The sequence below is a fragment of the Pontibacter russatus genome, from assembly GCF_009931655.1.
GTDB lineage: Bacteria > Bacteroidota > Bacteroidia > Cytophagales > Hymenobacteraceae > Pontibacter > Pontibacter russatus.
The window spans coordinates 518,017-538,919 of the sequence record NZ_CP047984.1; the positions used below are offsets into that span (position 1 = coordinate 518,017).

The window sequence follows — 20,903 nt, forward strand, 5'->3', positions numbered from 1 at the left end:
CGGTTGTTTCTGGCGCTCCCCATAAAGTTAAAGACCGTTCACGCACCCCGAGGCTTGCCCCTTCCACTTTTTATGTTCAGTTTTGAGTTCTAAACCGCTTACATTGCATGAAGACAGAACAGGAAATCCTTGCTGCCACCGCCGCCTATGTAGAAGTGCTGCTGTCGGGGGAAGGCTCCGGGCACGACTGGTGGCACATCTACCGTGTCTGGAACAACGCGAAGATGATTGCGGCGCAGGAGCAGGTGAACTTATATATAGTGGAGTTGGCGGCTTTGCTGCACGACATCGGCGACCATAAGTTCCATAACGGCGATGAGACAGTTGGCCCGCGCATGGCCAGGGATTGGCTCCTGAAATGCAATGTTGGTGTGGAGGAAACAGCTCATGTCTGCTCCATCATAGGCGAGTTATCCTTCAAGGGCGCCGGCACCTCTTCTGAGATGAAGTCGCCGGAGGGCCGCGTGGTGCAGGACGCCGACCGGCTGGATGCGATAGGCGCCATCGGCATCGCCCGTGCCTTTGCCTACGGCGGCCATAAAGGGAGGGAGCTACATAACCCCTCCATAAAGCCCGTGCTGCACAATTCGTTCGGACAGTACAAGTCCAGCACCGCCCCCACCCTCAACCACTTTTACGAGAAGCTTTTGCTGCTGAAAGGCCGTATGCATACCGAAACCGCACGGAAACTTGCAGAAGAGCGCCACCGCTACATGGAGGGGTTCCTGAAGCAGTTTTACGCAGAATGGGAAGGTAAAATCTGATGAACCATCAAGCGGGCGCTCAAAACTGGATGCAGGGCACTGCCGGTACAGATGGAAGCATTCCCTCAACTTTGAGACACTTAGCCGCCGCTCCTATATAAATTAGCCCATGGATATTCCTTTTCTCTCAGACATCGTCATCATCCTGGGGTTGGCTATCGTGGTCATTCTGCTGTTTCAGCGTTTCCGTTTCCCGACGCTGCTGGGCTTTCTGGCCACCGGCGTGATTGCCGGTCCGCACGGCCTGAGCCTCATCAACGACACGCACGACATTGAGATGCTCGCCGAGATTGGCGTTATCCTGCTGCTCTTCATCATCGGGATAGAGTTCTCGCTCCGGAGCCTGGTCCTGATCAAGCGGACGGTGCTGCTCGGCGGAACGGTGCAGGTGCTGGCCACCATCGGGCTGGTGTGGCTGGTGATGCTGCTTCTTGGCTTCAGCCACAGCGAGGGGATTTTCATGGGTTTCCTGGTGGCGCTGAGCAGCACGGCCATCGTCCTGAAGCTGCTGCAGGACAAAGGCGACATGAACGCGCCGCAGGGGCGCGTGGTGCTGGGCATCCTCATTTTTCAGGACATTGTGGTGGTGCCGATGATGCTGCTGACGCCGCTGCTGGCCGGAGACTCCGGCAATATCGGTGTCGCCCTGCTCGTGATGGCGCTGAAGGGCGTGTTTGTGATTCTGTTTGTGCTGGTCAGCGCCCGGTACCTGGTGCCCAGGCTGCTTTATATGGTAGCCCGCACAAAAAGCAGGGAGCTTTTTATATTATGCGTGGTCGTGATTTGCTTTGCTGTAGCCTGGCTCACCTCCAGTTTAGGTTTATCGCTGGCGCTGGGTGCCTTTATGGCGGGGCTCATCATCTCAGAATCGGAATACAGCCACCAGGCCACCAGCAACATCCTGCCCTTCCGGGAGCTGTTCACCAGCTTTTTCTTTGTGTCCATCGGCATGCTGTTGGATTTTCACTTCCTGCTGGAGCACCTGCCCCTCGTTCTGGTCTTCACCCTGCTCACGTTCCTCCTCAAGGGCGCTGTGGCCACGGTGGCGGCCCGCCTGCTGCAGTACCCGCTCCGTATCTCGCTGCTGGTGGGCCTCTCGATCTTCCAGGTGGGTGAATTTGCCTTTATTCTCTCCACCACAGGCATCGAGAGCGGCCTGCTGTCGGAGGACAACTATCAGTATTTCCTGTCTGTGTCATTGCTCACCATGGCCATCACGCCGTTTGTGGTGGAGTCGTACCAGCAGATTGCACGCTTCATCGGGGCTCCTTTTTCCTCCGGTGAGGAGCCGATGCCGTTTGGCCCAGATTCCGCAGGCGGGCACGGCGACCTCCCGGACCTGGACGATCACATCGTCATCATCGGGTTCGGGATAAACGGGCGCAACGTGGCCAGGGCAGCCCGGCACTCGAAGATTCCTTATGTGGTGGTGGAACTCAATGCCGTTACTGTGAAGCGGGAGCGCAGGCTAGGGGAGCCAATCATATATGGCGACGCGGTACACCCCGTGATCCTGGCCCATCTCAACATCCGTAGAGCCCGCGTGGTGGTGGTGGCCATCTCGGATGCCGAGGCGACGAGGCGCATCGTCGCCAGCATCAGGGAAATCACGGACAAAGCCCATATCATCGTGCGCACCCGCTTTGTGCAGGAGATGGAGGAGAATTACAGGATAGGGGCCGATGAGGTGATCCCGGAGGAGTTTGAGACCTCCATCGAGATCTTCACAAGGGTGCTGAACAAGTACCTCCTGCCCCGGGATGAGATTGAGGAGTTCACGCAACTGATCCGCGCCGACAACTACGACATGCTGCGGAGCATGACGGGCCGGAAAAACTATATGTCCGCCAACGCAGACCTGGGTTTGCCAGAGATTGAGGTGGCCAGCCTGCGGGTGTTTGCCGACGAGGGGGAGATAGTAGGGAAACCCCTGCTGGAGTCCGGCATCCGGCAGCGCTTCTCCGTGACGGTGGTGGCCATCAGGCGGGGCAGCGAGACGCTGCTCAACATCAGCCCCAGCACCTATATAAAGCAGGGGGATATCATATATGTTGTCGGCAAGCCGGGCGAGGTGCTCCGCTTCAACAATTACCTGAAGGCGGACTGAAGAACAAGGATAACGTGAAGCCCCTGCTGCGATGCCTACCTGTATATGGCTTTGGCATATACAGGTTCATTGATAGCCTGATTCAGAAATGCCATACACAGTTACAGTTTCTCCAGCACCTCCTCCACCTGGCCATGCACGCTGTTGTAGCCGGCTTTGAAGTTGCTGATTCCCCCCTCGGCCCAGCCGCGCCACAACAGCATGTTCGACTGCGGGTGTACCAGGTCGATGATCAGCGTGCCTTCCTTGAACAGATCCACGCTGCGGTAGCCGGGCATGTCGGCGTGGCCGTAGTTGTAGCGGTAGCCGGCCATATAGCCATAGCTGTAGCCGAAGCCGGGACGCGCCTTTGAGGTTCTGTCCTTCTCCTCCGGCACCGACACGCTCACATCGTACGCCACCAGCACATCCGGCTTCCCGGCGTCCTTGCGGTAGCCCCGCTCCTCCATTTCTTCCTCCACTGCCCGCTGTATATGCTCGTGGAGCTGCTTGCTGTAGCCTTTATCGTAATCAGCTTTCTCGGCCGGTGCAGGCTGGTACCAGGCGTAGGTCTTATACCTGTCGGGGGTGGCGTAGGGCGCTTTGATGGCATTGGCCCCGATGGCGCCCGAGGTGGTGACGCAGGAGTTCAGAGCGAAGGCCGTGGCTGCCAGGCCAAGCAGCAGGAGCGTCTGTAAGTTCTTTTTCATAGGTTCTGGTATCAAAACAATTATTTTCCGGAAGCAGGCGCCCCCCGGTGATAAGCATCATTTTATGGTGTGCCGCCTCCGGTTAGTTTTGCCGCACCTGTTCCCGGTAAAGGTATAACGAAGGTCTCAGCATCGCAAACGCCCGAAAAGCGTTATCATTTACGTCCGGAAACGAGTATAATCATAGCGGGGCACCGGAAACCCTTCCGGCGAGGAGCCTTAGTGCAAGGCTTGTGCAGGGAATATGGCCCTTGATATGAAGTATTCAGAAGATGATTATTTGCTTACAGTCTGTCATTTATATACGATTATCTAAAGTAAAAACAGAATCTCATGCCAACATACAGCACTACTTACAAAACAGCCGAGGAAGCCCTCTCCATCATCCGGTCTGGTGACCGTGTGTTCATCCAGGGCAGCGCCGCCACGCCGCAGTACCTGATCCGGAAGCTGGCAGAGCGGGCCGATGAGCTGCGGAATGTGGAACTGGTGAGCATTACCACCTACGGCGACATTCCACTTACCGAAGAGCGCTACAAGGACTCGTTTTTCATCAACTCGCTTTTTGTCTCCGCCAATGTGCGCGACGCCGTGAACAGTGGCCGGGGCGACTACATACCCATCTTCCTGAGCGATATCCCGCAGCTTTTCCGCACCGGTATCCTGCCCCTGGATGTCGCCATCGTGCATGTCTCGCCGCCCGACAAGCATGGCTATTGCTCGCTCGGCGTGTCGGTGGATGTGACACGGGAGGCGGTGCTGAGCGCCAAACATGTGATCGCGCAGGTAAACCCGCATATGCCGCGCACGCACGGCGACGGTCTTATCCACGTCCGGCGTTTCGATGTGCTGGTAGAGGTTGACGAGGCGCTGCCCGAGGTGGACTACACGCAGCGCATCACCGAGAAGGAAAGGACCATCGCCCGCTATATAGCCGAGATGGTGGAGGACGGCGCCACCCTGCAGATGGGCATCGGGGCCATTCCCGACGCGGTGCTCGGCAGCCTCACCAACCACAAAGAGTTGGGCATCCATACCGAGATGTTCTCGAACGGCGTGATGCCGCTGGTGGAGAAAGGCGTGATCACAAACGAGCACAAGTACCGCCACCCCGGCCGCATCGCCACCGGTTTTATTGTGGGCAACCGCGCGCTGTATGACTTCGTGGATGACAACCCGCTTATACTGATGCAGCGCACCGACTACGTGAACGACACGGCCATCATCCGCTCCAACCCAAAAGTGACGGCGATCAACAGCGCCATCGAGATAGACCTGACGGGCCAGGTGGTGTCCGACACCATCGGCACCTACCAGTACTCGGGCATCGGCGGGCAGATGGACTTTATGCGGGGCGCCGCCCTGTCGGCAGGCGGCAAACCCATCATCGCGCTGCCGTCCACTACACACAAAGGCATCTCACGCATCACGCCGTTCATCAACCATGGCGCGTCCGTCACCACCACGCGGGCACACGTGCATTATGTGGTAACGGAATACGGCGTGGCCTACCTTTTCGGCAAAAACCTGCGGCAGCGCGCCAGGGCGCTCATCAACATTGCCCACCCCGACCACCGTGAACGGCTGGAGGAGGAAGCGGTGAAGCGTTTCCGTTATATATAAGCCTCACTTTACAACGATTATATGATGTTTACGTGTATGTGAGGAAATGGAACTATAAATTGTAAACATAAAGATATGGCTGATATTTCTTATCATGTACCCTCCGCCCCGCCAGAGTGGGTGAAGACTTTCGCCAAAGTGGGTCTCACGGCCAAGGGCGTGGTCTACTGCTTGGTGGGCATCATCGCCTTTATGGCGGCATTCGAATTTGGCGGAAAATCGACACAGGAAGCTGGCAAATCAGGCGTTTTTCAGGTTATCCTGGAGCAGCCTTTCGGAAAATGGTTGCTGGGCCTGGTGGCCCTTGGCTTGCTCTGTTACGCGATCTGGCGCTTTATACAAGCTGCCCAGGACACGGAGCGCGAAGGCTCGGATGCCAAAGGCGGGGCAAAGCGCCTGCGCTATGCCTTCAGCGGGATTATATATGGCGGGCTGGCATTTCTGGCGGCAAAAATGGCGCTGGGTAACGGCGGCGGTGGCGGCGACTCCCGGCAATCGCTGGTGCGGGAACTGCTGCAGCAGCCCTTTGGGCAATGGCTGGTGGGGATACTGGCGGTGGCCACCGTTCTAATTGGACTTTACCAAATTTACTACGGCTTATCGGAGAAGTACCGGAAGAAGGTGAGAAGCGCCGGCCTCAAAAGCGACATAGAGTCTAAAATGATCAAGGCCGGAAAACTGGGCTATATAGCCAGGGGCGTTGTGTGGGCCGTGATCGGCTACCTGTTTCTGAAGGCGGCGCTGCAGTCTGACCCGCAGCAGGCGGGTGGCAGCAGCAGCGCCTTCGCTTTCCTGGAGCAGTCGTCCTACGGCTCCTTTGTGCTGGGTGCCGTTGCAGTAGGCCTTATCTGCTATGGCGTGTTCATGTTTATGCGCGCTAAATACCAACCTATATATACCTGATATATAAGCGCCACGCGCAACATGCCTGCCCTGCCGTGTGCCTTGAAAGAGGCGACTGGCTGGGCAGGCTTTTTTATGCCCAACCCTGCGGGGGTGGCAGCAGGCAGAAGTTGGAGACATGACCGCCAGCACACTGGATCAGCTGGTAAATTTCCCTGGATCGGAAGGTGCGGCAACGGGTAGGCCTATATATAAAATTGCCCGAAGGCAGCCAGCCAAAGCAAAAAGCAGAGCAGCAACCTCCCCATATTGCACAAAACCTGTCGATAGTATATAAATTACAATATAGGTTTATACTTTTCAAACTATCGCGCTTAATCTTCTAAAATTAAACCTTTTAACGCTATGATATTCGTTTACTGCCATTAACTTTGGCGCAGGTTACTATTACCCCGGCTGCTTTAAATCCTATTGTACCGGATTTGCAGCTTTGTGCCGCCAGTAAGTTTTGTGCAATTTGCGATGAAGAATCCCGCATTCAAGATTTTTATAGTAGAGGATGACGTCTGGTACAGCGAGTTGCTGGAGTATCACCTGTCGGCTAACCCGGATTACGAGCTCACAAAGTTCCACTCAGCCAAGGACTGCCTCAGCAGCCTGTACCTGCGCCCGCACGTGGTAACGCTCGACTACTCGCTGCCGGACAAGAACGGCGCGGAGGTGCTCAAAAGAATAAAGGAGCAGTGCCCCGACACGCAGGTAGTTGTCATATCGGGGCAGGAGGACGTGGCCACCGCTGTGGACCTGCTGAAGAAGGGCGCCTACGACTACATTGTGAAGGACGAGGACACGCCGGAGCGCCTTTGGATGGCCATCAGCAAAATCCGTGAAAACGCCTCCCTCCGCCAGGAGATTGCTCAGCTGCGCGAGCAGATAGGGCAGAAATACGACTTCACGAACTTCATCACCGGCAACAGCGAAGCCATGAAGCGGGTGTACGCCCTGCTCGACAGGGCAGCCAGAACCAACATCACGGTGTCCATCTCCGGCGAAACCGGGACCGGCAAGGAGCTGGCAGCAAAAGCCGTGCATTACAACAGCAGCCGGAAAAAGGCGCCCTATGTGGCCGTGAACGTGGCTGCCATCCCCCGGGAGCTGATCGAGAGCGAATTGTTCGGGCACGAGAAGGGCGCTTTTACCGGGGCCCTCTCCCGCCGCCTGGGCCGGTTTGAGGAAGCTGACAAAGGCACCATCTTTCTGGATGAGATCGGGGAACTGGACATCACCCTGCAGGCCAAGCTGCTGCGCGTGCTCCAGGAAAGGGAGATTACGCGGTTGGGGGGCAACAGCGTGGTGCCGGTGGACGTGCGCATCATCGTGGCGACGCATAAAAACCTGGCCGATGAGGTAAAGAAGGGCAATTTCCGGGAAGACCTGTACTACCGCCTGCTGGGCCTGCCGGTGCAGTTGCCGCCGCTGCGCGAGCGCGGGGGCGATGTGCTGGTGCTGGCGAAAACCTTCCTGCAGGATTTCGCAAGGGAGAACAGCCTGGGCAAAAAAACTTTCTCGGCCGCCGCCCAGGAGAAACTGCTCTCCTACCCTTACCCCGGCAACGTGCGCGAGCTCAAAGCCATCGTAGAACTGTCGGCGGTGATGGCCGACGGCAATCAGGTACAGGCCGATGATGTTGTGCTGGCTACGGGTGCCGACAGAGAGGCGCCGTTTCTGGCGCAGGAGAAAACACTCAGGGCCTACACCACCGAAATCATCCAGCGCTTCCTCAACAACTACAGCCACAATGTGCTGCTGGTGGCCGATAAACTGGATATAGGCAAGTCCACCATCTATCGGATGATACAGGACAAGGAGCTGAAAATAGAGTAACCGCAACAACAGCTGCATATGTCTCAGAGTTTTTCGGCCGGATGCTTTGCCAAAGCGGCGGCTTCGGAGGTGAGTACAGGCACTTCCCCCCGCTGCTCCATACGCCATCCATGGAGAAGGTAGGGCGGGGCAAAATACAATTCATGGCAACACTATTTTTTCTATAGCAGAAGCACGTCTAATACCTATTACGCATATATGAAGGATATCATGATGGAAGAAGCGCTGCTGCTGGAGCTGGCCGCAGAACGACGGGCGCGGCAGGCCGCAGAGCAACTGGCGGAGGCCCGGAAGAGCGAGCTGGAAAGCCTGTTCGCTGCAGCCACACGCACGCCCCTGCGCCAGGGGGCGGAGAAACTGCTGCAGCACCTGAGCGCCCCGGCCCTGCTGACAGACCCTGAAGGCAGCATCATCCTGCTGAACGGGGAACTGTGCGCCCTGCTGGGTCTCCCGCACCCTCCTTCCTTATATATAGGTACGCCGTTGCAGGAGTTTGAGCAGAATCTTCCTTTCCGCCACCAGCGGGACTTCTCCGGCGCTGGCCGGATGTTGCTCGCTGCCACCGAATCGGAGCAAACACCGGACAAGGTGCTGGAACGGGAGCAACTGCCGCTGGCAGACTCCGAAGCCGGCGGAACCATCTGGCTTTACCGCGACGTGACCCTGACGCACAGGAGGCTGCGGGAACTGGAACTGCAGTCGGAGTTGCAGGAAGAATACCCCAACCCCATCCTGCGCCTCAGCTTCGCTGGGGAGATTCTTTTCGTTAACGTGGCAGGCGGGCGGCTCCTGGAGTCACTGACTGGGAAACGGCTGGCAGGTTTCCGCCGCCTGCTCCTGCTGCATATCAGCAAGCTTGGGCTCGACGGTGAATCTGGCCCGGCCTCCCTGGAATTACATATAGCCAAGCGCTACTACGCCACCCTCATCACGCCCCGCCCCGACAAAGGTTACTTCAATATCTACATGTCGGACATCACCAAGCGTAGAATCGCGGAAAAGGCCCTGCAGGAATCGCAGAAACTGGCCCACACCATCACCCACACCATCCCGAACCTGGTGTATATATACGACCTGGAAGACGGCGGGCATGTGTTCGTGAACGACCAGGTGCGCCATGTGCTGGGTTATTCGCACGAGGACATCGCGGCAATGGGCGACGAGGTGCTGTCGACGATGATAATGCCCCAGGACCACGAAAAGTTGTACGCCCACGTGTGCCGCCTGCTGCAGGCCGCCGATGGCGACATTCTGGAACTGGAGTACCGGGCCCGCTGCAAAAACGGCGAAATAAAAATTCTCAACTGCCGCGAGCGTGTGTTCCGGCGGCGGGACAACGGACAGGTGAAGCAGGTGATAGGCTCTGCGGAGGACGTGACACGGCTCCGGCAGCAAGGCCTGGAACTGCAGCAGCAGAAAGAGTTTTACGAAGCCATCCTGAACCATATCCCCTCCGATGTGGCCGTTTTCGACAACAAGATGCGGTACCTGTTCCTGAACCCGGCCGCCGTGGCCGACCCGGAAATGCGCCGGTGGCTTATCGGGAAGACAAACGAAGAATACCGCCAGTACCGGGGCTTTACGGAGAAGCGCCTGCAGGCACGCATGTGCGCCCTGGATCAGGTGCGGCAAACGAAAAAACTGGTGGAGTTTGAGGAGGCGCTACCGGACAAGGACGGTAACATATCCAGTTTCATCCGCCGGCACAAGCCCGTTCTCGGCAAGGACGGAGAGCTGCAATATATAATCGGCTACGGGCTGAATATCACGGAGCTGAAACGGGCGCAGGCGGTTGTATCGGCCAGCGAGGCCAGGAACCGGACAGTGCTCGCCGCTGTCCCGGACCTCATGTTCATCATCGACAGCAAGGGCGATGTGGTGGATATGAACGATGTGGACCAGAAGCACCTGATGGTGCCGAAGAGCGAGGCAATCGGCTGCAACATCAGCAGCCTGGTCTCGGAGCAGCTGTATGAAGAGATGATGGCGCTGCTGCACAAGGTGCTTCAGACAGGCAGGCCGGCGAAGAAAGAATATGACCTGGCCCTGCCGGAAGGAACCCGCTTTTACGAGAGCCGCCTTGTAAAATATAACCAGAACGAAGTGCTGGCCATTATCCGCGACACGACCGAAGAGAAGCGCGCGGCTCTGGAGGTAAAGGCAAAAAATGACTTTATCCAACTGGTGCTCGACTCCAGCCCCAGCCTCATTTATGTAAAAGACGGCGCGGGCAACTTTATCCTGGTGAACCAAGAGTTTGCGGCGCTCCTTGGCCGCACAGTGGCGGAAGTGGAAGGCCGGAACGCAGCGGATTTATATATAAACAAGAAAGAGGCGCGCTTCTACCTGGGCACGGACCGGCAGGTTATAGAGGAGAACAGGGAGATAAAGCTGCAGGAGCGCTTCACGGGCAGCGACGGCGAGGTGAAATGGTTCAGCACCATCAAAAAGCCGCTCGTAACTGCCGACGGCCAGGTGCATGCGCTGGGCATCTCCACCAACATCACAGAGCAGCGACTCGCCAACAAGCGCCTGCGGCACAGCGAGGAACTGCACCGCCTGCTCTCCGAGAACTCACGGGACCTCATAAGCCTGCACAATACCGACGGCAGTTATATATATGCCTCCAAGGCGGCGGAGGAGATGCTGGCCTATTCACAGCTCGAATTGCTGCTGATGCAGCCCTTCAAAATCATACACCCCGAAGACCGGGAGGCGATGCGGGAGCAGGGATTCGGGGAGGCGCTGCGCCGGAAGGAGAGCGTGACGCACCAGTGCAGGATCCTCCGGAAAGACGGGAAGGTATTATGGGCCGAGATAACCCTGAGGCCCCTCCTCAACGAGGAGGGGGACGTAACAAAGTTACAGTCGGCGGCACGCGACATTTCGGCCCGAAAGAAGGCGGAGGAGGCCCTCCGGCTCAGCGAAAAGCGCTACCGCGACCTGATAAACTACAGCCAGGCATACTTCTGCACCCACGACCTCGGCGGCACCATCCGCGACGTGAACCCTTACCTGCTGAACATGCTCGGCTGCACCGCCGCCGATATGGTGGGCAGGAACCTGAACGCCTTCTTCCCCGCCTCCTATGGCCCTAATGTCGATGATTACCTGCGCCAGTTCGATGACCGCACCGTGGTGAACGGCATCATGACCATCCTGAACAAGGAGGGCGACGTGCGAAGCCTGTCTTATCAAAACTATAAGGTGGAGGAGCCCGATGCAACCCCCTATATCATCGGCATTGCCCAGGACATCACCGACCGCCTGCACACGGAGCAGCATCTCAAGCAGGCCAAAGAGGCCGCCGAGGAGTCGGCGCGGGTAAAAGAGAACTTTATGGCCAACATGAGCCACGAGATAAGGACCCCGATGAACGGCATACTCGGCATGACGGGCCTGCTGCGCAAAACGCAGCTCGACGAGGCACAACGGAATTACCTCAACATCATCCACTCGTCTGCCGACAACCTGCTGGTGGTCATCAACGACATCCTCGATATCTCCAAAATAGAGGCGGGCAAAATGGAGCTGGAGGAAATTCCCTTCGATTTGGCGGAGGCGGTAAAAGGAGCCTTTCAGGCGCTTATATATAAAGCGGAGGAAAAGGAAATAAGCTACGAACTGAAACCACTGGAGCTGCCGCGCACTCCCCTGCTCGGCGACCCGCACCGGCTGCACCAGGTGCTGCTCAACCTGCTGCACAATGCCATCAAGTTCACGGAGGCAGGTTCTGTCACGCTCTCCTGCCAGGCGCTGGAGGAAACCGCAGACGCCCTGACCATAGAGCTGACTGTGGCCGACACCGGAATCGGAATACCGGAGTCGAAACTGCACGCTATTTTCGAAGGTTTTACGCAAGCCTACTCCGACACCACGCGCAAGTATGGCGGCACCGGTCTCGGCCTGAGCATCTGCAAGTCGCTGATAGAAATGCAGGGCGGCACAATTGCGGTAGCGAGCGAGCGAAAGAAAGGCAGCACCTTTAAAGTCCGGCTTGCTTTCCCTAAATCCAGGGAGGAGGCGCCTCTGCTAAAACAAGAGGACATCGACTACAACAGCCTCAGCCATATATGCCTGTTGCTGGCCGAAGACAATGAAGTAAACATCTTCCTGGCCCAGTCTATTCTGGAGGGGTGGGGAGCTACTGTGGATGTGGCGCGTAACGGCCGTGAAGCCGTGGACATGGCAGCCAGCAAGCTGTATGACGTTGTTCTGATGGACATACAGATGCCGGAACTAAGCGGCATGGAGGCCACCCAGCATATACGGCAGCACCCGGACAAGGCGAAAGCCAGCGTCCCTATTATCGCCCTCACGGCCAATGCCTTAAAGGGAGACGCGGACAGGTACATCAGCATCGGCATGAATGACTATGTCTCTAAACCGTTTGAGGAAGAAAAGCTGTTTATGAAAATAGCGGGCGTGCTGCCCCAGGCCGGAGCGAAAGCGCAGGGCACGGCTTCTGCTTCCCCTACAGCAGAAGCGCAAACCCCGGAAGATCCGTTGTATGACCTGGCGGTGCTGCAGAAACTGGCGCGTGGAAACCAGCAGTTTCTGCAGCGGGCGCAGCAGCTGTTTGTCTCAACCGTGCCCCTCACCGTGGCTGACATGCAACAAAAGCTGACAGAGGAAGACTGGGACGGGGTAAGCGCCGCAGCACACAAACTCAAATCCAGTATCGACACCCTGCGCATCGAAACGTTGAAGGAAGTGGTGCGGCGCATTGAGACTAACGCCAGGCAGCAGACAGACCTCTGGACTGTTGGCGGCGACGTTGCCGAGGTAAAGCAAGTGCTGGACCGGGTAATAGCGCAGTTGCAAGCCAGCTTATCCATTTGATAAACCACTTTAATCATTACAAATAAAGCCATTGGCATATAGCCATATATAAAACTGCCGCGCCAGTTACTGCTGCAGCTTGTATCCGCAGTTGTAACAGTAATTGGCGTCTGTGATATGGCCTTCCTGGTGGCAGTTGGGGCAGGTACGGGTGGTAGCTATCTTTTTGTCGGAGCGGGCCAGTTCTACGGAGACAATACCGGTGGGCACCGCGATAATGCCGTAGCCCATCACCATCACGAAGCTGGCCAAAACCTGCCCGAGCGGAGTAACGGGCGCAATGTCGCCGTAGCCCACGGTGGTAAGCGTCACGATGGTCCAGTAGATGCTGACCGGGATGCTGGTGAAACCGCTTTCGGCTCCCTCGATGATGTACATCAGCGACCCCACGATAACCACCACCGTCAGCACCACGCCCAGGAAGACAAGGATTTTGGTGGCGCTTGCCCGCATGGCCCGCGACAGCACCTGCCCCTCGTTGATAAAACGGGTGAGTTTGAAGATACGCCCGATGCGCAGGAGGCGCAGCACCCGCACCACCAGCAGATACTGGCTCCCCACCAGCACCAGGCTCAGGTAGGTGGGGAATATAGACATGAGGTCGACCAGGCCGAAAAAGGAAAAGACATACTTCAGCGGACGGGGCGTGCTGTATATCCGCAGAAAATACTCTATTGTGAAAATTACTGTGAACGCCCACTCCAGGAGCCGGAAGAGGGGCAGGTACCGCACGTGGAGTTCCGGAACACTCTCGAGGCATACCACCAGCACACTTGCCAGTATCAGCACCAGCAGGATGACGTCGAACACCTTGCCCTTTACCGTCTCGGCTTCAAAAAGGATGATGTACAGTTTCTGCCGCAGCGTTTTATCAGGCGGTGAGGTCATAGGCTTGAATGAGATTTGGAGCTATATACGAAAATCAACACTGAAATAACCCTGGCCGAGCTGCCGCCTGTTATTTTACCTGCAGCAGGGGCAACTCCCTGTCCAAAATTTTCATGCTGTTCAGTTCCTGCACCTTCCGGTTTATTTTGCGTCTGTCGCCAGGGTTGCTGATGGCCTCCTCCGCATCTAGCAGCACAAGAGCGGCGTCATTGTAAAGCACCGGCTTCAGGTGCGGGTATTCCGGCACCTTATATAAGAGACTGCGCACCAGGAACAGCAACCGCAGTATAATAGTGCTGTTCTCCTTGCCATACAGGCGGATGGGGCTCAGACACATTTCGGACAGATCCTCAAACGTTTCATGCTCAAAGCCGATCCTGGCTTTGCCATGGCTGTCGTAGAGCACTTTTTCATCCGTGAGCCGCATGCGCGTGGCAAACAGTGCTGCCAAGTACTCAATGGCTTTAAGGGCGGTGCCAGGGTCGTTTATGCCAGGGCTCAAAGCCTTCACGGCGCTCTCGGTGATATGTTTGAAGCCGAAGATGTAGTTTTCGCTTGGCCGCTCCTCCCTGAAAAAACTCACATGCCCAAAAAACTCCTCCGTGAATTCCTTCATGTCACCATGCTGTCTGCTCACCCGCGCAAACGGAGCGCCTTTTAACAGGAAGCTGCCCAATGGCTTCTCAAAATACAACACTACATCATAGTTACAGCAGATTTTCAGCACAGCGTGCTCGTCCAGGCTTTGCAGGTAACCAGTCTCAGGGCTCTCCAGCGTTTGCCAGTCAGAGGTCCGCGTGAATACCTTCGGGATGCCCGGCCCCCTGTCGCGTTTTATCTCCTCCTCCAGCTTCTTGTGCGTGACCTTGAAGATGCTCTCCAGAATGCTCTCAATCTGGATAGTCTGCGAGATGGAATGGATGAAATACACGAAAAAGCAGAGGCACAAAATGGTAAGGCACATCGCCAGGAAAACAGAAAAGCCAGGAAGCGTGATTTTATAATACTCTGCCCGCACGTTCACCATTATCACCAGTGTGTATATAAGCGTGCCCAGGTACAGGCCCAGCACCCGCTGGTTCGATTTATAGGAGATGAGGCTGGGGATGACACGGGGCGAAAAGTTAGCGGCCGCCTGGTTCAGCACCAGCATCACCATGGTAAAGGAGAAAACCGTGAGGGAGATGATGCCGGTCGTGATGGAACTGAGGATGAGCCGGGCGGTTTCATGGTTGGTGATGATCATGAAAGGGAGGTTGTCCATCACCCTGTTACTGAGCCCGAGAGTCTCCAGATATAGCATCAGCAGGGCCAATCCGAAAAATGAGAGAGAAATTAAGGTGGTGTGAAAGCCAATGCTGTTAACGATATAGGAGTAGGCAAACTTTATCCGGCTTGTGATGGTGTTCATGGGCGCGATGGTTTCTGCCATTTGCGGCAGCTTTTACCTGCTCATGTACTTAAACCGGAACGGGTTGGTTCTAATAAAAGCGCACGTGTGTGCCTTAAAGGCATCCTATATAGCTTTTCATCAGCCTTAAAACTGAAACCTCATTGCCATGCTGTAAAGTGGAGGGCGGTGGGGTCTCAAAAAGATTTAGGTATGCAGGCAAAATCAGCCTGGCGCATCATAGAAGCATCATATGCCACGCAGTCAATAATCCGTCCAATGTTTGGTGTCGTGCTACCTGTGGCTTTACTTATATATAGGGTGGCTGAGAAAACTATTCCGGCACTCGGTGGCCCGCGCGCAGGCTGTTGCTGTCGGTGAGGCAGCCTGCGCAGAACTTGCTCTTGTACTGCCGGAACGTGAGCAGCGGGATATGGGTGTGGTAGGCCCTGGTTTGGATGTATGCCTCGCTGAAGAGGCGCTGCATCAGGTAGCTGTCCTGGGTGGCCAGCACCACCATGTCCGCCCCCTCGCGCTCCGCAAACCTGCTGATGCCTTCCAATACGTCTTCTTCCTCCAGCAGCCGAAACGCGGCGGCCCGTCCCTCCAGTTGCCGCTCAATGCCAGGAATAGCCGCCTCCATCTCTCCTCCCTGCTCCTGCTCTGCCTTGCTATATACCTGCACCAGTGTAATGGCTGCCCCGGCCAGGGCGGCAAATTCGCTTAGCTGCGCCAGCACCTGCGGGTCCTGGTCTGTTAAGTCGGTGGCGAATAGCAGACGCCCCACCCGTTTAAAGGGTTGAGCGGTCGGCACCACCATCACCGGGCAGCTTACCTGCTCCATCACGGCGGCAGCATGGTCGGCGGCTCCCACTCTGCCCCCTTCCGGGTAGGACTCTGCCTGCATCAGCACCAGATAGATTCCTTCGCCCTGCACCACAGCATGTACACCGTCCTTCAGGCTGCCGGGCTGCAGGAGGCAGCTGAAGCGAACATACCCCCTGTCTTCCGGCACCCGTCCGAGCACCCGCTCCCCCAATGCCTGCAGCTGTCTCAGACCACCTTTCTCCTCGGCCGGGGCAACTGTTGGCGTACCTGAGCTTCCGAGCAATAGCAGCTCGGCACCGAGCACGGCGGCAAGCTGGCCCGCATAGCTAAGCAGCAGCAAACCCTCGGCGGGCTTCTCCACTGCAATGGGCACAAGTATCTTTTTTGTTGCATTGCTCATGTACATGTGTCCTCCTTCCTGTTGATGACGGGGCCTGTCAGCATTTGGCGACAGGGAGAATTAACCTAAACTGAAGTTTTATTATTTTTATATATAATTTTGAAGTCAAGTTATATATAGCTCCAATAAATCTGAATGCCATTCTATTACGGTTTCAGAATCCTTTACCTATCAGGGCTTTGTGCAGCAGGTAATCTCGCTGGTGTGGGCGGCGGTGTGTGTAATCTTTGGGCTCAGGTACGGGATGCCCAGGCTCAGGCCGCGCATGATAAACAAGAGCGCCAGCGTCATGCCTATATAGGGCACGGCCCTGTTGAACACGCTGCGCATTTTCAGGCTGATGAGCTTGCCGGACAGCGACACCAGGAACATCAGCGGGAAAGTGCCCAGACCGAAGAGGGCCATATATAACATGGCACCGCTCACACCCGGCGCGCTGATGGCACCCGCCAGCGCGATGTATACAAAGCCGCAGGGCAGCAGGCCGTTCAGCAGCCCTACCATAAAGAGAGCGCCCAGCGAGTTTTTCTGAAAGTAGAAGCTCAGTCTTTTTCGCACCCACGTCATCAGTTTACCGGTGCCCGGCAGGCTGGCGGTTTTGCCTCTTCTCATGGCGGGCACAACCAGCAATAAAAGGATGAGCACTCCTGAAACGACGGACACCGTTTGTTGCAGGCCAGCCAGCTGCAATGTTTCGCCGAAGGCGCCTGCCAGCGCTCCCAGCGTGGCGTAGGTCACGATCCGGCCGCTGTTGTACAGGAGCCGGCCGGCGTAGTACCGCCAGCCGGAACTCCCGACAAAGGGTAGCGCCATGGCTATGGGACCGCACATCCCGACACAATGGAAGCTACCAACTAACCCAAATAAAAAGCCGGCCCAAATCATGGTTTCACTACCTGTATGGCTTGCTCGGCATAATATGTTTTCGCGTCTGCGGTAAAGCTCACGCGCACTTTCCACAGCCCTTTCTCCAACTCAGCAGTCTCTACCAATTGGCTAAGGTCGCGCCCTAACTGCAGGGGCAGTTCCTGGTCCAGTTTGCCGTCGGAGGGGCGGAACAGGTTGATTTTGCCGTTGATGCGCTGCCCTCCGAAACTCTCCGGCAGCTGCAGCAGAACGTTTTGCGCCTCCGGGTCATATTCAATCGCCACGTCACCGGCAGCTACTGTCCTGTCGACCCTGTCGATGTGGTCCTGGAACCGGATTTCCTGCTCATAGTAGTTTTTGCTGACCAGGTCCACCTCCTGGTTCATGGCGCGGTACACAAACATGGCAATGTAGCTCATGAACAGCACCATGGCCCCCACAATGGCATATGGCCAGAGGGTGAAGCTCTTATTTTTATCTGCAGATTTCATCTTGCTTCGTTGTTCGTTACCCGTTATTCGTTTATCGAGTCGTTATTCTTTATCATGCACCCTATTTGGCCGGACCCAGGAACTTGGTTTCCTGCGTCGTGATCAGCTGATCGCCGTGGTACACGCCTATCTCAATTTCAGAATTCAGGCCGGTCAGAAGCTCCTGGGGTATTTCGGTAAAAAACACGCCTTCCACAATCCCCTGCGCTGGCAACACTAATTCATTGCCCACCACCTTGATGGTTCCTTCCTTGTCCAGCAGCCTAAGCGTCAGCGGCATGTCGTGGTTGGTCTTGTTGATGACGGAGATGTTGTACAGGTTCTTGATGTGCCCCTGCTCTGTTTTCTGGTAGAGCTGGCCCGGTGTGCGCAAAATGGTGGCCTCGGCTTCGTCGCGGGTCAGGAGCAGGGCGCTGAGGGCTGTGAGCAGCACCACCAGCACGGCGGTATAGCCCATCACGCGGGAGGTAAAGAACTTCCACTTCTTGCCCTCGGCAATCCCCTCCTCCGATTCGTAGCGGATCAATCCCTCCGGCTTGTCAATCATGCGCATGATGTCGTTGCAGGCGTCGATGCAGGCGGTGCAGTTGATGCACTCCAGCTGCTGCGCGCCGTTGCGGATGTCGATGCCGGTGGGGCAAACCTGCACACACTGGTTGCAGTCGATGCAGTCGCCCTCGGTGCGCTCCTGGCCCTTGCGCAGCTTGCCGCGCGGCTCGCCGCGCACGTAGTCGTAAGCCACCACCACAGTTTTCTTATCCTGCATCACGCCCTGCAGGCGGCCGTACGGGCAAACGATGGTACAGACCTGCTCCCGGAAGTAGGCGAACACCCAGTAAAACACACCCGTAAAGGCTATCAGGGAGGCAAAGCCAATCAGGTGGTTAAAAGGGCCTTCTGTGATGATCTTCTGTAATTCATCAACCCCTATGATATAGGCCAGGAAGATGTTGGCGATCAGAAACGATATCAGCAGGAAAACAGCCGTCTTCGCTCCCTTTTTCAGGATCTTCTCCTGGTTCCAGGGCATTTTGTCCAGGGCACGCTGCTTCGTGTAATCACCCTCGATAGCGTACTCGATGCGGCGGAACACCATCTCCAGGAAGATGGTCTGCGGGCAAATCCAGCCACAGAACACGCGCCCGTACACAACGGTAAAAAGGATGATGAACACGACGAGCGCCAGGAAGGCCAGCACCAGCAGGAAGAAGTCCTGTGGCCAGAACAGCACCCCGAAAATCACAAACTTACCCTCGACTACGTTCAGCATGAGGAGCGGCAAGCCGTTCACTTTGATGAACGGCCCGGCAAACAGGAGCGCCAGCAGCAGGTAGCTGACGTACTTGCGGTAACTGTACAGCTTGCCTTTCGGCTTTTTGGGGTATACCCAAACGCGCTTCCCCTGTTCATCTACGGTCGAGATGTGGTCCCGAAATTCATCGGTCGGTTTTACTTTTGTTGCCATGGCAGTGGTAAATTGTGCGGATTTTATTCCTGCCTTTTTAGAATTTTGAATGAGTGAATTTTGAATGAGTGGATTTAAGAGGAGCGTGTTACGCCCGATTTCTCACTTCAATGCCAAAATTTCCTGTTACAAAATTCTGAAAACACCACCTCGCAAAAGATGACCTAAGTCATATACCGCGGTGATTGTCGTCAGCAATGGCAGTTCAAAGCAACACTTGCCTTGGTTTTATGATCTATTCCGGTGATGGGGCTGAATTTAAAAAGGAAAAGCTGCAAGAACATTATATGATGTCCCTGCAGCTTTCGAGGAGTGCCTATTCAGGCATTTCCTAATCCTTATATCTTCAAATCTCCAAATCTATTCCTTGTCGCCCTGCGGTTCTTTGGCGTTGGCAGGGTTAGAGCCCTGCAGCGAGAGGATATAGCTGGACACTTCCAGCATCTGGTCTTTTGTCAACTTGCCCTGCCAGGGCACCATGCCTTTGGCCGGCACACCGTATTTCACCGTCTTGAAAATCTCGTTCACGTCGCCTCCGTGCAGCCAGTATTCATCCGTCAGGTTGGGCCCTACCGTACCCTGCCCCTCCTGGCCGTGGCATGCCGCACAGTTGGTGCTGAAGATGGACTTGCCGGACGCGAGGGCTGCGGCATCTGTGAGAGCTTCATAGTTTGTCACAGCATTCGGATCGTCGGGCGTCAGGGCGGCAAGCAAGGCGGCCTGCTCCATCTCCGCCTCATACTCCTCTGTCTGCAGCGCCCCGGTCATGAACACGTGGTAGTGCAGCATATAGCCCACGGCAAACACGATACTGGCATAGAACATCGTCTTCCACCAGGGCGGCAGGTCGTTGTCGTACTCCTGTATGCCGTCGAAGTCGTGGTGCGAGTGGATTTCGTCCTTTACCTTGCCTGTCATGAGAGAGGTGTCACCCCGCAGCAGGAACAGCACCCGCCCGGCAAATGAGCCTTGGAACTCCCCGTTGTAGATAGAATCTCCCAGCATCGGCACAAACAGGCGGAACATCATGATGAGCACCAGCACAATCAGCAGGAAAATAACGCCGATTAATGCGATGGTGAAGTGTACCAGCGCCGGCAGTTTCATAAAAGGCACTTCGGCCGGAGCCACGGCGTTCGCACCCGGATCAGCCGCAGGTGCCGCCGGAACTTCAACGGCAGCTTCAGCGGGCTTGTCGCTTTCTGCTTTGATATAGGCGATTACGTTGGCAATGTCCTCATCCGAGAGGGAGCCGCCAAAGGCTGGCATCGGCACCTTGTTGAATTTCTCGAACAGGGCAACAGCGTCCTTATCCCCTGCCTGCACCAGTTCCTGCGAGTTTTTGATGAACTTCACCAGCCACTCGTCGCCGCGGCGCTTGTGGGCGTCTTTCAGGGCGGGGCCCACCACGTCGGCCTCCAGGCTATGGCAGGCGGAGCAGTTGCCCTCGAATATGGCCTTTCCGGCTACGGCATCCTGCGCCTGTGCCGCCGGTGTGCCCAGCAGCAGCAGCCCGGCCGCTAGGGCCAGTCCGCCTTTTCCGAGTATGTTCCTTAAAGATTTCATCTTCTTGTTCCATCAATGTTTTTGTCTTCCTCCTCACTGTCGCAAGCGATGCTGCTCATGGCCTGCGCATATTTTTTGTCCATCAGGGCCACGTACACGATCAGGCCCAGGAAAAACACGAAGAAGATACTGAACGAGATAAGCGGGTATACCTCGATGCCGTCTATGGCTTGCAAAACGTTCTTATACATTTCTTTAGAAGTTGTGACACTCGTATCTCGTATCAGGTATCACGAATTACACTTCTCAAATGTCG

The 20,903-nt window shown here is 56.2% G+C and carries 15 protein-coding genes; 6 read left to right on the forward strand and 9 right to left on the reverse strand.

Annotated elements, in window-relative coordinates; translation table 11 throughout:
• Positions 1-107 precede the first annotated feature (107 nt).
• Both GSQ62_RS02100 and GSQ62_RS02105 read left to right on the forward strand, forming a co-directional pair.
• A complete protein-coding gene (locus GSQ62_RS02100) occupies positions 108-764 on the forward strand; it encodes an HD domain-containing protein (protein WP_161887973.1) in 657 nt (218 codons plus the stop codon).
• 109 nt (positions 765-873) lie between these two features.
• A complete protein-coding gene (locus tag GSQ62_RS02105) occupies positions 874-2,871 on the forward strand; it encodes a cation:proton antiporter domain-containing protein (RefSeq protein WP_161887974.1) in 1,998 nt (665 codons plus the stop codon).
• Positions 2,872-2,972: 101 nt separating this feature from the next.
• Here the strand turns inward: GSQ62_RS02105 and GSQ62_RS02110 are convergent, their stop codons facing one another.
• Positions 2,973-3,560 (reverse strand): DUF4136 domain-containing protein, encoded by a 588-nt coding sequence (locus GSQ62_RS02110; RefSeq protein WP_161887975.1) that lies wholly within the window; start codon positions 3,558-3,560, stop codon positions 2,973-2,975.
• 333 nt (positions 3,561-3,893) lie between these two features.
• On the opposite strand from GSQ62_RS02110, the gene GSQ62_RS02115 reads away from it, so the two are divergent.
• The 4 genes from GSQ62_RS02115 (at position 3,894) to GSQ62_RS02130 (ending at position 12,752) form a co-directional block, all read left to right on the forward strand.
• Positions 3,894-5,183: an acetyl-CoA hydrolase/transferase family protein gene (locus GSQ62_RS02115; RefSeq protein ID WP_161887976.1), complete on the forward strand. Its 1,290-nt coding sequence runs from the start codon at positions 3,894-3,896 to the stop codon at positions 5,181-5,183.
• Positions 5,184-5,258: 75 nt separating this feature from the next.
• Complete coding sequence (locus GSQ62_RS02120; RefSeq protein WP_202621825.1) at positions 5,259-6,086, forward strand: DUF1206 domain-containing protein; 828 nt, start codon at positions 5,259-5,261, stop codon at positions 6,084-6,086.
• 462 nt (positions 6,087-6,548) lie between these two features.
• Positions 6,549-7,910, forward strand: coding sequence for a sigma-54-dependent transcriptional regulator (locus GSQ62_RS02125; protein ID WP_161887977.1), 1,362 nt, complete (start codon positions 6,549-6,551; stop codon positions 7,908-7,910).
• 198 nt (positions 7,911-8,108) lie between these two features.
• A complete protein-coding gene (locus GSQ62_RS02130) occupies positions 8,109-12,752 on the forward strand; it encodes a PAS domain S-box protein (RefSeq protein ID WP_161887978.1) in 4,644 nt (1,547 codons plus the stop codon).
• 66 nt (positions 12,753-12,818) lie between these two features.
• On the opposite strand, the gene GSQ62_RS02135 is transcribed toward GSQ62_RS02130, so the two are convergent.
• From GSQ62_RS02135 to GSQ62_RS02170, 8 genes are all read right to left on the reverse strand, one after another.
• Positions 12,819-13,640: an ion transporter gene (locus GSQ62_RS02135; RefSeq protein ID WP_161887979.1), complete on the reverse strand. Its 822-nt coding sequence runs from the start codon at positions 13,638-13,640 to the stop codon at positions 12,819-12,821.
• Positions 13,641-13,710: 70 nt separating this feature from the next.
• Positions 13,711-15,072 (reverse strand): DUF2254 domain-containing protein, encoded by a 1,362-nt coding sequence (locus GSQ62_RS02140; RefSeq protein WP_237586909.1) that lies wholly within the window; start codon positions 15,070-15,072, stop codon positions 13,711-13,713.
• A gap of 292 nt (positions 15,073-15,364) precedes the next feature.
• Positions 15,365-16,258: a universal stress protein gene (locus GSQ62_RS02145; RefSeq protein ID WP_161887980.1), complete on the reverse strand. Its 894-nt coding sequence runs from the start codon at positions 16,256-16,258 to the stop codon at positions 15,365-15,367.
• 171 nt (positions 16,259-16,429) lie between these two features.
• Positions 16,430-17,143 (reverse strand): sulfite exporter TauE/SafE family protein, encoded by a 714-nt coding sequence (locus tag GSQ62_RS02150; protein WP_161887981.1) that lies wholly within the window; start codon positions 17,141-17,143, stop codon positions 16,430-16,432.
• Positions 17,140-17,616, reverse strand: a complete 477-nt coding sequence (locus tag GSQ62_RS02155) for a FixH family protein (protein WP_161887982.1) — start codon at positions 17,614-17,616, stop codon at positions 17,140-17,142. Before GSQ62_RS02155 ends, GSQ62_RS02150 begins: the two co-directional genes overlap by 4 nt.
• A gap of 61 nt (positions 17,617-17,677) precedes the next feature.
• Entirely contained in the window at positions 17,678-19,081 is a 1,404-nt protein-coding gene (ccoG, locus tag GSQ62_RS02160) for a cytochrome c oxidase accessory protein CcoG (RefSeq protein WP_161887983.1), read from the reverse strand.
• A gap of 360 nt (positions 19,082-19,441) precedes the next feature.
• The gene (locus GSQ62_RS02165) at positions 19,442-20,647 is read right to left on the reverse strand and encodes a c-type cytochrome (protein WP_161887984.1); all 1,206 of its coding nucleotides are present in this window, start codon (positions 20,645-20,647) and stop codon (positions 19,442-19,444) included.
• Complete coding sequence (locus GSQ62_RS02170) at positions 20,644-20,838, reverse strand: hypothetical protein (protein WP_161887985.1); 195 nt, start codon at positions 20,836-20,838, stop codon at positions 20,644-20,646. Before GSQ62_RS02170 ends, GSQ62_RS02165 begins: the two co-directional genes overlap by 4 nt.
• Positions 20,839-20,903 lie beyond the last annotated feature (65 nt).